This window comes from Pseudoalteromonas sp. S1727 (assembly GCF_005886375.1).
Lineage (GTDB): Bacteria > Pseudomonadota > Gammaproteobacteria > Enterobacterales > Alteromonadaceae > Pseudoalteromonas > Pseudoalteromonas haloplanktis.
In genome coordinates, this window is record NZ_PNDT01000031.1 from 31,162 (window position 1) to 45,560 (window position 14,399).

At 41.6% G+C, this 14,399-nt stretch carries 15 protein-coding genes; 4 read left to right on the top strand and 11 right to left on the bottom strand.

Features of this window, described 5'->3' with window-relative positions; translation table 11 throughout:
- Positions 1–63 precede the first annotated feature (63 nt).
- The gene (locus tag CWB85_RS09440; RefSeq protein WP_138554718.1) at positions 64–2,358 is read left to right on the top strand and encodes a penicillin acylase family protein; all 2,295 of its coding nucleotides are present in this window, start codon (positions 64–66) and stop codon (positions 2,356–2,358) included.
- Here the strand turns inward: CWB85_RS09440 and CWB85_RS09445 are convergent.
- Positions 2,344–3,435, bottom strand: a complete 1,092-nt coding sequence (locus CWB85_RS09445) for a GGDEF domain-containing protein (RefSeq protein ID WP_016709980.1) — start codon at positions 3,433–3,435, stop codon at positions 2,344–2,346. The two genes, CWB85_RS09440 and CWB85_RS09445, sit on opposite strands and share 15 nt — an antisense overlap.
- 294 nt (positions 3,436–3,729) lie before the next feature.
- On the opposite strand from CWB85_RS09445, the gene CWB85_RS09450 reads away from it, so the two are divergent.
- Positions 3,730–5,262, top strand: coding sequence for a bifunctional GNAT family N-acetyltransferase/carbon-nitrogen hydrolase family protein (locus CWB85_RS09450; RefSeq protein WP_138554719.1), 1,533 nt, complete (start codon positions 3,730–3,732; stop codon positions 5,260–5,262).
- Positions 5,262–5,579: a DMT family transporter gene (locus CWB85_RS09455; RefSeq protein ID WP_016709982.1), complete on the top strand. Its 318-nt coding sequence runs from the start codon at positions 5,262–5,264 to the stop codon at positions 5,577–5,579. Before CWB85_RS09450 ends, CWB85_RS09455 begins: the two co-directional genes overlap by 1 nt.
- Positions 5,580–5,622: 43 nt before the next feature.
- Here the strand turns inward: CWB85_RS09455 and CWB85_RS09460 are convergent, their stop codons facing one another.
- From CWB85_RS09460 to CWB85_RS09475, 4 genes are all read right to left on the bottom strand, one after another.
- A complete protein-coding gene (locus tag CWB85_RS09460; RefSeq protein WP_138554720.1) occupies positions 5,623–6,504 on the bottom strand; it encodes a DMT family transporter in 882 nt (293 codons plus the stop codon).
- 359 nt (positions 6,505–6,863) lie between these two features.
- The gene (locus CWB85_RS09465) at positions 6,864–8,075 is read right to left on the bottom strand and encodes a M56 family metallopeptidase (RefSeq protein WP_138554721.1); all 1,212 of its coding nucleotides are present in this window, start codon (positions 8,073–8,075) and stop codon (positions 6,864–6,866) included.
- 9 nt (positions 8,076–8,084) lie between these two features.
- Positions 8,085–8,459: a BlaI/MecI/CopY family transcriptional regulator gene (locus CWB85_RS09470; protein ID WP_016709986.1), complete on the bottom strand. Its 375-nt coding sequence runs from the start codon at positions 8,457–8,459 to the stop codon at positions 8,085–8,087.
- A gap of 80 nt (positions 8,460–8,539) precedes the next feature.
- Positions 8,540–9,232: a pseudouridine synthase gene (locus tag CWB85_RS09475; RefSeq protein ID WP_138554722.1), complete on the bottom strand. Its 693-nt coding sequence runs from the start codon at positions 9,230–9,232 to the stop codon at positions 8,540–8,542.
- 84 nt (positions 9,233–9,316) lie between these two features.
- On the opposite strand from CWB85_RS09475, the gene CWB85_RS09480 reads away from it, so the two are divergent.
- On the top strand, positions 9,317–9,724 hold the full coding sequence (locus tag CWB85_RS09480) for a GNAT family N-acetyltransferase (RefSeq protein WP_138554723.1): 408 nt from the start codon (positions 9,317–9,319) through the stop codon (positions 9,722–9,724).
- On the opposite strand, the gene CWB85_RS09485 is transcribed toward CWB85_RS09480, so the two are convergent.
- From CWB85_RS09485 to dapF, 6 genes are read right to left on the bottom strand one after another with little or no spacing between them, the layout of a single operon-like run.
- Positions 9,721–10,080, bottom strand: a complete 360-nt coding sequence (locus CWB85_RS09485; protein WP_016709989.1) for a HopJ type III effector protein — start codon at positions 10,078–10,080, stop codon at positions 9,721–9,723. The two genes, CWB85_RS09480 and CWB85_RS09485, sit on opposite strands and share 4 nt — an antisense overlap.
- Before the next feature lie 18 nt (positions 10,081–10,098).
- Positions 10,099–11,217: a TIGR02281 family clan AA aspartic protease gene (locus CWB85_RS09490; protein ID WP_016709990.1), complete on the bottom strand. Its 1,119-nt coding sequence runs from the start codon at positions 11,215–11,217 to the stop codon at positions 10,099–10,101.
- Between the two features lie 12 nt (positions 11,218–11,229).
- Positions 11,230–11,937: an HAD-IA family hydrolase gene (locus CWB85_RS09495; RefSeq protein WP_138554724.1), complete on the bottom strand. Its 708-nt coding sequence runs from the start codon at positions 11,935–11,937 to the stop codon at positions 11,230–11,232.
- Positions 11,938–11,949: 12 nt separating this feature from the next.
- Positions 11,950–12,915: a tyrosine recombinase XerC gene (locus CWB85_RS09500; RefSeq protein ID WP_016709992.1), complete on the bottom strand. Its 966-nt coding sequence runs from the start codon at positions 12,913–12,915 to the stop codon at positions 11,950–11,952.
- Complete coding sequence (locus CWB85_RS09505) at positions 12,912–13,535, bottom strand: DUF484 family protein (RefSeq protein WP_138554725.1); 624 nt, start codon at positions 13,533–13,535, stop codon at positions 12,912–12,914. Before CWB85_RS09505 ends, CWB85_RS09500 begins: the two co-directional genes overlap by 4 nt.
- On the bottom strand, positions 13,532–14,362 hold the full coding sequence (dapF, locus tag CWB85_RS09510; RefSeq protein WP_138554726.1) for a diaminopimelate epimerase: 831 nt from the start codon (positions 14,360–14,362) through the stop codon (positions 13,532–13,534). The genes CWB85_RS09505 and dapF overlap by 4 nt, the downstream gene beginning before the upstream one ends.
- Between the last annotated feature and the right edge of the window lie 37 nt (positions 14,363–14,399).

The window sequence follows — 14,399 nt, forward strand, 5'->3', positions numbered from 1 at the left end:
AACATTATTTTTCATAAAACTATGTTTATGATAGACAGAATTCAAAGTGAAAAGGATTAATCCATGTTTAAAATAGTCAAATGGTTGGTGTTGGCAGTGGTTATTTTAGGGTTAGCAGTAACAGCTGTTGTTTACGGGGTGTTGGCAATCAGTTTACCCGCCTTGGATGGCAAGGGCCGCAGCCATAATGTTAATCATGAGGTGAAAATTTCGCGAGACCAACTTGGACAAGCTGTTATTTTTGCTGAAAGCCGAAATGATGCTGCTTATGGCTTAGGTTTTGCGCATGGCCAAGATCGATTCTTTCAAATGGATTTATTGCGTCGTAATGCTGCGGGTGAATTGAGTGAGTTATTTGGTAAAGCGGCATTAGATTTAGATAAAAAAATGCGTTTTCATCAATTACGAAAGCGCAGTGCAGCAATTGTTAAGCAATTACCAGAGGCTGATCAGGCATTATTAACAAGCTACGCTGCAGGTGTTAATGAGGGCTTAGCGCAGATCGGTTTTACTAGCTTTGAGTATTTACTAACAGGTGCAGAGCAACAGCCTTGGCGCAGTGAAGATAGTTTGTTAGTGATTTACAGCATGTATCTAGATTTACAAACCGCAACTTTTGAGCGTGACCAAGCGTTGATCCAAATTGCCGATATTTATGGCTCTGATATGGTCAGCTTTTTAACTCAACCGAGTCAATATCAAGCAGCATTAGATGGCAGTAAGCTCCCCCCTTACACATTAGGGATCCCTGAGTTTCCTAAACAAGCCTTACAGGCAGTATTAAATATAGATGCAAACCAAGAACGTGGCAGTAATAACTGGGCAGTAACAGGGCAGTTAACAAGTACTGGAGCGGGGATGTTGTCGGATGATATGCATTTATCTATGGCGGTGCCTGTTATTTGGTATCGCGCGCAACTTAATTTTACAACTAAGCAAGGTAAAACGCGCCAAGTTACAGGGGTATCTTTACCGGGAGCACCAGCAATTGTGGTAGGTACCAATAATGACATTGCTTGGGGATTTACCAATGGCTATCTCGATACTGCCGATTGGGTAGCCTTAACCGATAGCACTAAAACGTGGCAAGAAGTTGAGCAAATAGCTCTACCAGATGGCACGAGTGAACAATACCCACTCACCCTCAGTGAATTTGGTCCGGTACGAGAAATCAATGGTAACCCTTACGCATTGAGTTGGGTGGGTCATCAGCCATACGCTGTGGATATGGATTTATTGCAGTTAGAACACGCGACGACAGTCGATGATGCGCTACTTATTGCCAGTGACGTGGGGATCCCAGTACAAAATTTAATGGTAGTAGATAGTCAAGGTAATGCAGCATGGAAAAATATGGGGGCACTCCCTGGGCGTACTAATCCAACTGCGCTGGCGGTCTCTGCTAGCGACTATTCAGCGCGCTGGCAACATAATGAACAACAAAGGCCGGCGCTAAAAAACCCGACTGATGGCCGTTTGTGGACGGGTAATTCACGGGTTGTGTCGGCTCAGGATGATTTACGTTTTGGCAATGGGGGTTATGCATTAGGTGCACGCGCTACGCAAATTCGTGACCGATTATATGAAAAACAGCAGTTTAATGAAGCTGACTTTAACCAGTTACAACATGATAATCAGGCGCGCTTTTTACAGCCGTGGCATAGCTTACTACTCAAACAGCTTAATAAAAATAGTGTGGTTAATCAGCAATACATCAAAGAACTCGAAAATTGGCAAGGGTGCGCGTGCGCGACTTCAATAGGTTATACCTTGGTAAGACGCTACCGTGATGAGATTATTAATAGTGTATTTTCCGCGATGCAAGCAACCTTGCAAACACAAGGCGGGTCATTAAAGTATGTGAAGCGGGATCTAGAACCTGCAATATGGCAACTAATCGAACAACAACCTGACAGTTGGTTAAATCCACAGTTTGCTGACTGGAATGCGCAATTAAGGGGAGCATTTAGCCAAGTTGTAAGTAAATTAACAACAGAGTTTGGTGCGAACATGCAAAGTTGGCAGTGGGGTAAAGTAAATGAACTTGTGATTGAGCATCCATTTGCACAGCAAATACCGCAATTGAGCAAATTACTCAATATGCCAACAGCGCCAGGGTTTGGTGATAGTTATATGCCTGCAGTACAAGGACGTAGCTTTGGCGCATCACAGCGGTTTATTGCCCAGCCAGGGCATCTAGAAAACGCCATAATGGCTATTCCCGGGGGCCAATCAGGGCATCCATTATCGCCGTTTTATCGCACCGGGTTTGATGACTATATCGCCGCCAAAGCAACGCCGTTATTACCACAGGCATTAACACATGAAATTATTATAGCGCCTTTAAATACTTTTTAATTCAGCGGTGTAGTCTGTTTCAGTAGTGGCAATGGTTGTTTGATTTCGGCCATTTTCTTTACTCTTATAAAGTGCTGCATCGGCTTGTTGCAGCATTTCCTCAAGACTTGCGTTAGACTGCCACTGGATCAAACCAAAGCTCATCGTTATATTCAAGTTACCCCCTTGTTCGGCACAGTTAAGGGCTGCAATGTTGTCTCGCATTCTTTCTATTCGAGTAAAAGCATTTTGCTCATTGGTATTAGTAAGTACGATTAAAAACTCTTCTCCACCCCAACGAACAGCAATGTCTTGTTCAGCGATATGTTGGTTTATTACATTCGCAACTCTGACTAAGATCGCGTCGCCTTTGTCATGGCCATAGGTATCGTTAAAGTGTTTAAAAAAATCAATGTCAGCCATAACTAAACAAAGGTTAGTGTTAGTAAACACACTTTTTTGCTGCGCGGCTAAAATAAGTTTTTTTGCAAAACGGCGGTTATATAGTTTAGTTAAGTGGTCTTTAGCGGCCATATCCGTTAGTGCGATGCGTTGTGAAATGCTGATCTCTCGGATCAAGCCAATAGCATAAACCATTGGTAGGCCAGCAATGACTATATTGAGCATATTGATATAGAGTAAAAAATCCTTGTATGCATAGCTATAAACTACATCACTGAAAAACAAATATAGCGCTGCAAAAGTGAATATAAGCATCAGGCTGTAGATAAAAGCATGTTTGAGTTTGAGCTGATAATCGACAAGTAGTAAGCATGAAATCGTCCATAAGTAGAATTGGAAGCCCAATTCTAATCCTAACGTTGCGCAGACTAATATAGAGTGTAATAGCACTTCTATTGAAAAAACCTTCAATGCGAGGGAGTGTCGGCCTTTATTGATTAAGTTGATACCACTTGCCCAAGCAAAAACACTAAAAATATTTGCCAGTGCTAGCATAGATGCGCCGAGATGATAAAAAATAAAGATCAATGCCACGTGGATAGCAAGAGCAAAATAGGCCACCCTTTGGATTATTTGAAATTTAATGGTTTCAACATCGTCGAGATTTTGATGTTTAATTTGCATTAGTGCTGGCAAAACAACTCCTGATCTTAGATGCGTAAATACAGAGTATAGGTGAGTTTACTTAGAGTAAAAAATTTCTGTGCGGCTCCTTTTGAGGTTTGTGCGGCTGAAATAATAATGCCGTACGCACAACTTAAATTAAAACAAAAATAAATGCTTACTTTACTTACTTCAACACTGCTGTTGGTGCTATCTTAAAATAAATAATCAGTGCTGAATATGCTTGCTAAGCATGTGTTCAGAGCTAATAACGTATATGTTGGTTTGTTTATCGAATTTAATGTCCTACGCCTAAAGGAGTTGTGTATGTCGGCAGAAAAAACCCATCTTGAGATTTGTAATTTAACCAAAGAGCAGTACCCACAAATAAAAACCTTGATGGATCAAGCCTACCCAGGTTTAGGCGGTGCATGGCCTAGCCATACCATTTTTAGATTAATTGACCAGTTTCCAGAAGGCCAGTTGGGCATGGTGGATGATGGTGTATTAGTGGGGATCGCTTTGAGCGTCCAAGTGGATTATGCACGATTTTCAAATCCACATACTTATGAAGATATAGTTGATGGTCATGATCGGGTATTCAGCGATCCTGATGGTGATGCTTTGTACGGTTTAGATGTGGTTATTTCGCCAACTCATCGTGGTATGCGTTTAGGGCGACGACTGTACGATGCGCGTAAAGAATTATGCCGTCAATACAACTTACGCGCTATTCTAGCTGGTGGGCGGATCCCGCGTTATTACAATCACAGCAATGACATGACACCGACACAATATATTGAGAAAGTTGATCATAAGGAGTTATATGATCCGATTTTAAGTTTTCAATTATCAAATGATTTCCAAGTTAAGCGATTACTAAAAAAATATTTGCCTGAAGATCAGGAGTCGGTAGGTTATGCCACTTTATTAGAGTGGAATAACATTATGTTTGAACCCACGGATACAGTGCTTGAATCTACTAAATCAATAGTACGGGTCGGGGCTGTGCAGTGGCAAATGCGCTGCGTAGATTCGGTTGATGAGCTGCTAAAACAAGTGGAATATTTTGTTGATACTGTTTCTGACTATAAAAGTGACTTTATTTTGTTTCCAGAGTTCTTTAATGCGCCTTTAATGGGGTTAACAGAGCAGAAAAGTCAGACTGAAGCGATCCGCAATTTAGCGGAATACACAGAAACTTTTCGTGATGCAATGTCGCGTATGGCGGTTGAATACAATGCCAATATTATTACTGGCTCTATGCCATTGGCTGAAGAAGATAAAATTTATAATGTCAGCTATTTATGCCATCGCAGCGGTAAAATTGACGAACAACGCAAGATTCATATCACGCCACATGAGCAAAATGATTGGGTGATTCAAGGCGGCGATAAAATCGCTGTATTTGATACTGACGCAGGACGAGTCGGCATTCAAATTTGCTATGACGTTGAGTTTCCTGAGTTGTCGCGAATTTTAGCCAAGCAAGGGCTCGATATTTTATTTGTACCATTTTGGACTGACACTAAAAATAGTTACCTACGCGTACGCCATTGTGCACAAGCACGTGCTATTGAAAACGAGTGTTATGTGGTTATTGCCGGTTCTGTGGGTAACTTACCTGAAGTGGAAAGCCTGGATGTGCAATATTCGCAATCAGCTGTGCTAACGCCATCAGATTTTTCGTTCCCGCATGATGCCGTACTAAACGAAGCAACGCCGAATACTGAAATGTTGTTATTTAGTGATTTAGATATGGATAAATTAAAAATTCTACATAGCGAAGGAACTGTACGAAACTTAAAAGACCGTCGCGAAGATTTATATGACGTAATATTGAAAAAGAGTGTTAATTAATGGCGTGGATTTATTTAATTATCGCCGGTTTGCTTGAAATCGGCTGGCCAGTGGGATTAAAAATGTCGCAAGAGGGAGAAAACCGATGGCTAGGAATTGCTATTGCGGTGGCATTTATGGTCGCGAGTGGTTTTATGTTATGGCTGGCTCAACGGGATATTTCTATGGGGACCTCCTATGCGGTTTGGACTGGTATTGGTGCCGCAGGGACATTCTTAGTAGGGATATTGTTTTATAATGACGCGGCCACATTTGGCCGTATTGCTGGTGTGTTAATGATCATCAGTGGCGTGATCACGTTGAAAATTAGTCATTAACAGTACATTTAAAAATTCGGTGCGGCCCTATGGGGGCCGCTTTTTATGCTGAGGGAAACATCACTAAAACTGCAGCTATGGCAATTAATAGCAGTCCTGCGCTGTCTTGACGTTTTAAAGGCTGTTTGAGCCATAATACGGAAATCAAGATGGTAAAAAACACTTCCACTTGCCCTAAGGTTTTAACATAGGCGACATGTTGTAAGCTCATCGCACTAAACCAGCCTATGGAGCCAATACAACTGAAAAAACTAACTGCACTGGTGGTTTTTTTATGTATCCACATAGCGCGAAATGTCGGACGTTCTTTCACTGCAATGTAACCACCCAGCATTATGGTTTGTAAGCTAATAATAAGCAGTAAAACCCAGGCTGCTGAATAAGGAAATGCAAGCCCAGAGCTCAAACTTGCTTCTCTGATCCACGATGAAGATAGAGCAAATGCAGTGCCGCAGGCTAAACCTAACAAGGCTGTTTTCAAGCTAAAGTGCTTAACATTAGTAATGCCACTCAATAGTAATACTGCAATGGAGCCAAGAAATACGCCTAACCAACCAAGTAAAGATAAGGTCGCACCAAAAAACAGTACCCCTAAAATAGCGGCGACCAGAGCTTCGCTTTTTGCAAGGCCTGCACCCACTGCAAAGTTATTCATTTTAAATAACTTCACCATTAGCCCAGTGGCAATAATTTGCACAATAGCTGCGCCGATAATATAACCAATAAAATGGAGGTTAAAGGAGGGTAAAGGAGCATCTTGGTAGCTATATAATGCCAGTAAGTAAACCAACGCTAGCGGGCTTGCTAGTATAAAACGCGCTAAAGTGACTCCCGCAACACTAACATGTGCACTTAGCTGACTTTGCAAAGCGTTGCGCCACGACTGCATAAAAGCAGCTAAAATAGTTAAGAATATCCAGATCATAATAAAAAATGGCAAGTAAGAGGAACCAATACGTTATCAGTGCCAGGGCTCTAAAGCGAACTAAAAATAGCTAAAATGAAAATAACTCAGCTGCGACAATATGTCACAGTTTCATAATGTTTGCACTGAGCTATAGTAAAGGTGATGTTATTGTTAGCCGCCATTGTTTAGTAAGCAACGGCGGCTTTTTTATTACTCGTTTTTACACTACGCGCTTCGCTGTGCTAAGTTGGTGAGGAGTAATAATGACTATTATTAATTTGTGCGCTACTTGCTGTGTGTTTATAGATTAGTTCTGAAAACGCTAAAGCAAGCGGCTTAAACAAGGCGCTTGCTTTAGGGTCTTTGCGGTTTGTGACTTATTTAGCCGCAACTGTTACCTTTTCGATGAGATCATCTGATTTGTAATGCTTATCTATGGCAAAATCCAGTTGTACCAGTACATCTTTAAAGCCAAAGTTCGAAGGCTTATATTGCCACTGCTTTAATGCTCTTTTTGCTTCCCTATTAAATACGCCCTCTGGTTTTGCGTTTACCACTGAGATATTTGCGGTGTTTCCAGCAGGGTCAATGTCGTACTTTAATACCACAGAACCACTGATCCCTTGCTCAGCTGCTTGCTTTGGATAAAGAGGTTCAATGCGCATGATCGGTGAAATTGACTGCTTCTGGGCTTTTGCCTCTGGTTGTTTAGCAATTGCAAAGCTGCTTAACATTCCCGCAGCAAAAATGAGCAGAGCAGCCTTGGCAACCAGTGAGCTGTTGCCGTTATTTTTGATTTGATTGAGTCGTTGTAACATAGTGTTTTTATCTCCATAGTGTGAATAAGCCATCAAGCCTGCGCGACTACTTGCTGCACAATTAATGAGGGCCTTGCTGTATAAAATCCGTTGTTGGGTGTTTTTATTAGCGAGTACTGTTTCGTCACATGAAAGCTCTTGTAGGCGCCTGAAACTCAGGTAACCAAGCCAAGCAAGTGGGTTAAACCAAAACACCAATGTTGTTATTAGTAACAACATATTTAATAAGTTATCGGCACGTTTTATATGTACTTTTTCATGCTCAATGATGAGCTTTAATGAGACGCTATCGGTTTTTTGCAGATAGCCTGTTGGTAACACTAACTGTGTACGTAATAACCCAATCACCATCGGCGTACTCACTACATCACTTTGTAGTAACTGAATAGTTGGGTTATCCCTAGCAAACGATTTATCGTTTAGAGGCGTTAATTGCAACTGTTTGATAAAACGCTGATGCGTCAATGCGGTGATCACAGCTAATAGGCTGAATATCACGCCGTAGAGTAGCGCCCAACTAATACTAAAATTAGCACCCAACGCTTTATTTGGGGTGATCAACATAGTGCTAATAGCGGCACTTTGTAATGGTTTTAAGTGTGCTGGCAAATTTGCCAGCAGTAGTGCAATGGGGATTAATAGCCACAATTTATAGACAAAATTTGCATTGAGCCATTTTAATGCGTAGCGCTCTAACACGAGTAGACTAACTATCAGTATGCTGAATAAGAGTTGTTGCTCAATAAGCCAATTAAAGGTTATTTCTAGCATGTTGAATCCTTACTTTTGCTGCTTTTCCCACTCATCAATGACTTTCTTAAGTTCATTGATGTCTTGTTGCGAAAGTTGTTCTGATTTAGCAAAACCACTTACCAAAGGTGCAATACGGCCGCTAAAAAATCGCTCTATAAAGTTTTGGCTTTCCTTGAGTGTGTATTCAGCGCGTTCCATACAGGGCGTATAAATATATTGGCGGCCCTCTTTTTCAAAGCTGAGAGCGCCTTTTTTTACCAGTCGTCCAAGTAAGGTTTTAATGGTTTTTTCGTGCCACTGTTTTTCATCGCTTAAACGGTCGATGATCTGGCTTGCTGTTGCTGGGTAATTTAGCCAAAGTGCATCGAGCACTTCAAATTCTGCTTTCGATAATTCAATCATGAATGTCGCCTACAAGTGTAATCTTTAAGCTGAGATTACACCTGTAATCATTTTTTGCAACTAGTTTGTGCAAAAATTAATTAATTTTTTAGAATGTCAGACTTGTTTATTTGCTGGTAGCTATTTTCTGCTAGGTTGAGTGGCGTTAATTCGAGATGAGCAATTTGTTCACGGTAAAGATCGGTAACCTTATAGCCACAGTAGTGCGCCATTTTTCGTATTTGACGGTTAAGCCCTTGTTTTAAAATAATACTAAACTGGTGCTCTGTTATTTTTTCAACTGTGCAAGGTAAAGTAATGTGCTTGTCTACGGGCACACCGTTTGCCATTGTTTGGCAAAAATTATCATCAAGTGGCTTATCTACAGTCACTAAATAACGCTTTGGCTGGTGAAAATCAGGATGGATCAGCTGATTACAAAATTCGCCATCATTGGTCAGTATTAGTAAACCTCGAGAGTCTTTATCTAGCCTGCCAATTGGATACACTCGGGTTGTTTGTGGCAGGTGATGAATCAAGCTGCTGGAGTCGGTTTGATTAAGTTTACAGTCAATACCAACGGGTTTGTGGTAGGCAAAGTAAACCAGTGGGGCCGCACCTTGAATGCGCTCGCCATTAACACGTATATCGTCGCTGTCATCTACATGATCAATATGATTCGCGGGGTGGGCGTTCACAGTTACAATGCCTTGATCAATTAATCGAGATGCTTGTTTACGAGAGCAAATACCCGCATGGGCAAGGTATTTAGCAAGGCGAGTTTTTTCAATCATAGCATAAGCTGGACAGTTAATAATGCTGCGAGTATAACAAGCCACAAGCTAATGATGGGTTATTATTTTTTGAAGGGGTTATGAATGTACTCACTACAGCGAGATGACTCACAGTGTTTGCAAGAGGAATTAAGATCCGCCATGCAGGCTTATAATCAAGCGCACTTTGATACGCAGAGAATTCCTTTAGGGTTTAAGTTTGTCGATGAAAATCAGCAGCTAGTGGCAGGGATCACTGCTCAGGTATTTGGTAATTGGTTAATGATAAGCTGGTTGTGGTGTGCTGAGACTGCGCGTGGTCATGGTTTGGCGACTCAGCTATTACATACAATTGAGGAGCATGGGCAACAACTTGGCGCTAAATGGGCTCAGTTAGATACGTTAGATTTTCAGGCTAAGCCGTTTTATGAAAAAAACGGCTATGTGGTGAAATACCAATTAAATAATTATCCGCTTTCAGGCACGCGCTACTTTATGGAAAAAGAGCTTTAGGCTATTTCTAACAACGGTTGTTGCTCAAAAGTCAGTCCTAAAAATGGCGTGGCTTCGGGTGCGAGCATAAAGGTACGAATGTTCATATGATCGTGACCATCAGGATTTCCTAATACATCCTCGCGGTAAAATGCGCCAAAGCAATCTAAGGTATTTTGTTTGCTTAATTGGTTGAGCTTAGCAAAAGCAAAAATTTTGCACGAGCCGTTGTTTTCACCAGCAGCACTTTTTAAACCGTGGTTATTAAATGCGCTTGGCGTAAAGCGATAATTTGCATCAATCACTGCCATGCAATCGCTAAACTCAAGCTGTTGCGGTTGTTCAGCTAAGCGGCTTAAAAAATCGTTGAGTGTCATGTTTATCCTTAAATTAAGTTATTGTTTTTCTAGTTCAAGCTGATTATCTAGCTGATTAATATTAAATTTAAAATGTTGTAAAAAATTCATTCCTAATAGGCCATAGCCACTATGATTGTTGATCACCAAAATGTCAAAGTTGTGTAAAATTTGTTGGCCAATTTTAATCGACTCAACTTGATAGTGAGCAGCCTTTACTTGGCCATTAGCTGTATTTACGGTCATCTCGTTGATATATTTTGGTTGTGGGTAGAGCGACTCTAACAGTTGCTTTGGTAGTACCGTAAAGCTTGCTCCAGTATCTATCATCAGTTGCGTATTTACATCGTTATTAATAATGATATCAATAAGGTAATGCGCTCCTCGTTTTTCTAAAGGGACTTTATCTAGGCCGTTAATGGCATGGTTAATTTGCTCTTGTAATGCAGCTGCTTGACTTTGCAATGGGTGTTCCAGAGGTAGGCGGTCTAAACTTGACTGTGCACTGGGTAAGTCATTGAGCTGATAATAAGCATGCGCAAGGGCAAATAAATAACGAGGGTTTTCATTATCATAATCAAGCCACGCCAGTGTTTGTTCAGTAATTGTTTGCCATGCCCTACGTTCATTGAGTGCCTGTAGTTGGGCAATAGTAAGCTGGGTTAAGCGCATATTTATGGCTGCTAACTGACTTTCATTGGCAAGTGATTGTAAAGCTAACAATGCCACAATGGCTTGATTGGGTTGTTGGCTTTTTACTAAGCGCTCGGCATCAAGTTGTAACATACTGACATTGTAAGGTTCGCTGGTTAAAAAGGCCTGTAAAAAACGCTCAACGGTCGTCAATTGCCCATCGTTCAGCCAATCCTCTACGCTATTACGCCATTGAAAATATAGCTGCTCAGCTTGTAATGGTTGGGCTGTGTGTAATTGCTGATAACTGGCAACGGCAGCGCTAAACTGTTGCTGGTCAAACTGCCGTATAGCTTGTTGGTAATAAGGGCTAAATAACTCTGAGGGCGGTTGCTGTGTTTTAGATTGTGTAACAGCCTCTTTACTGGGCCTAACGACTTCTGTTGGCCATAATAAATAGCCATTCAACGCAACGGAGGCGGTTAACGCCGTGATGAGTAAGTATGTGGAAAACGTCCTTTTCATTTTAAACTCCCGTTACTTTAAAAAGTACTTTAGCGCTTGAATATCTTTAATTTCAATGTCGGCTAAGCCTTTATATGCATAGTTTGCGGCTTGGTTATTGAGCCATATAGATTGGCAGCCTGCATTATGCGCGCCGTGTACGTCAGTATCTAAACTATCGCCGATATGTAAAATTTGTTGTGGTGCTACGTTTAAATGATTACATGCTTGTTCGAACATAGTGGCATGCGGTTTTGCTTTACCGTGAATGCCCGCTTGCAGCACCAGCTCAAATACACCGTTTAAGTTAAATCGCTCTACTTCAACATTGCCATTGGTTATAGCAATTAAACGATAGTGCTTTGTAAGTTTAGCGAGGAGCTCAAGCACTTCATCACTAACCGTAATTTGGCTGCGTGCATCGGCAAATGCTTGGTATGCGTTATTAGCGTGCTGTTCCAGCTCTACTCCTTGGTAGCCGAGCTTGGCAAGTGCCACTCGTAATGTGCTTTTACGCCATTGAGTTACGTTGTCGATGAGTTCAGGGTTGTCAATTACCGCTTGTTCTCGGCATTGTTGCCAGTAGTTTTTGCCTTGCGCTTGCCAGTTGGGAAGCGCATTGAGGTAATCTATTTGTGCTTGCACAGCCGCTTTGATGATGGGGTGATTGTTGTATAGTGTGTCATCTAAATCAAAACTGAGTACAGAAAAATGGCTTATGGCACGATTAAAGCGGATCATATCAGCTCCTGGCTAGTCGGTATTTGAGCGCTTTTTAGCGCGAGGGTGAGTGTTGTCGTACACTTTGGCTAAATGCTGAAAGTCTAAATGAGTGTACACTTGGGTTGCTGATAAACTGCTATGACCTAATAACTCTTGTACAGCTCGTAAGTCGCCTGATGATTCTAATATATGTGAAGCAAATGAATGGCGCAATTTATGCGGATGTACCTGGCTACTAATGCCTTGTTTTATACCCCACTCTTGCATTCTGAGCCGCACGTGACGCGCGGATATACGACATTTTTTACTACTAACAAATATCGCAACTTCATCAGGGTGAGCAAATTGCGGCCGAAGCTTTAACCACTTATTTAGTGATTCTAACGCCTTACCACCAACCGGTAAGAGGCGTTCTTTATTGCCTTTACCGCGGACTAAAATTTCAGCTGAACTGCGGTTAATATCCTGTAAGTTGGCGCCGACTAACTCGCTTATCCTTAAGCCAGAAGAATACATTAATTCCATCATCGCCTGGTCACGTATTGCTAGTGGGTCATCGTCTTGAATATCAAGTAACCGCGTCATTTGATCAACATCGAGATTTTTTGGCAGTGGCTTGGCAAATTTAGGGCCTTTGATTGCCTGTGCTGGATTATGGTAATGGTGTTGTTGATTGGTATTCTTTGTTTTTAAAAACTTATATAAGCTGCGAATACAGCTGAGTTTTAAGCTAATTGTGCGTCCGCTTAATTGTTTGCCTCTGAGCTGCATACTGTAACGACGTATATGTTCACCTTGCACATTTGACCAATCATCGCAGAGTTTACTGAAGTATAAGGCTGCAAAACCAAGCTGGCTGGTGTATTGCGTTATCGTGTGTGGTGAGTATTGTTTTTCAAACTTAAGGTAGTCGCTAAATTGTTGAATAGGTGTGCGCCATGCATCGCTTAGTTGCTCGCAAAGCTCTGCTATATCAGGTGGGAGCTGCTCGCTCATGCAAGTTCCTGTTCTAACTCCAGCAATCTGAGTTGCAATGAGCGCACAAACTCAAGCACAAATAAGCTGTCTTTTGCTGGCTCGAAATGATTCGGATCTGCGCTACCAAATGCCAAAATAGCGATAGGGTGCTGACTGTTGCCAATTAAATACAGTGCACTTGATTGGATATCAATTTTAAACAGTAAGTCTCGCTCTTGCTGATTTACGCGACCTAGATAAATGCCGCCTGGTTGTAAACGATGGGCAATTAGCTCATCAAACTTACTTTCATACTTTAGTAAGTGGCATTCACTAATAGCAGGGTTAGTACAAATAATATTACGTAAGTTAATAGCTAAGGTTTTAAAATCGTAGTTAGTCCAAAGCTGACGATGACATTCACTAAATAAGCTATAAATGAGCTCGTTTTCTTTGGCATGCGCAATCAAGGAGGCTATTTTACTTTTTAGCATCGTATTATGCTCACGTAATTGGCGTTGTTGAATATGCACCAATGAGGTTGCACCTTGCGCATGTTGCTGAAGCTCTAATTGCGCTAAAAGGTCACTGTTTTGCTGTAAAAAGCATGGGTTTTCACGTAAAAAATCAGCAACTTGTTCAGGTGTTATTTGACTCATAAAGCAACTTGTCCATCAAATACATGTTCAGCAGGGCCTGTCATTCTTACCGGGTGACCTTCACCTTGCCAGCGAATTTGCAAACTACCGCCAGGTAAATCGACCTGCACTGTGGTAGAGAGTTTACTTTGAATTTGGCCAATCACCATCGCGGCACAAGCACCGGTACCGCAAGCCAGAGTTTCACTAACGCCGCGCTCCCAAACTCGCAGTTTAATGTGCTCTGGGTTGATCACCTGCATAAAGCCAACGTTAACTCGCTGCGGAAAACGTTCGTGATTTTCAAGTAATGGCCCTAGGGTGTTTACGTCGGCGGTATCTATGTCATCCACCTCCAGTACGCAATGTGGGTTACCCATTGATACAGCACCGCTAAATACGGTGTGTTCTTCAGCGCGGATAATATAAGTGAGTTCACGCTTAGTCGCTTTGAGCGGTATTTTACTTGGCTCGAAATTAGGATGACCCATATTGACTGTTACTTGACCATCTTTTTCAATATATAAAGTCAAGTTACCTGATTTGGTCGATACGGTAACCTTATGCTTGTTGGTAAGGCCTTTCATTCGTACAAAACGAGCAAAGCAGCGAGCGCCATTGCCACATTGTTCGACTTCGTTACCATCGGCATTGAAAATACGATAATGGAAATCAAGATCAGGAGAATAAGGCGCTTCTACCATAAGTAATTGGTCAAAGCCGATGCCGAAATGGCGATCTGCCAGTTTTCTTATTTGATCTCGTGACAGGAAAACGTTTTGTGTAATGTTATCAATTACAACAAAATCGTTGCCTAGGCCGTGCATTTTGGAAAAATTAACTAACATAGCGCTCTAATTCGGGTTGCTCTGCGCTAATCATGCC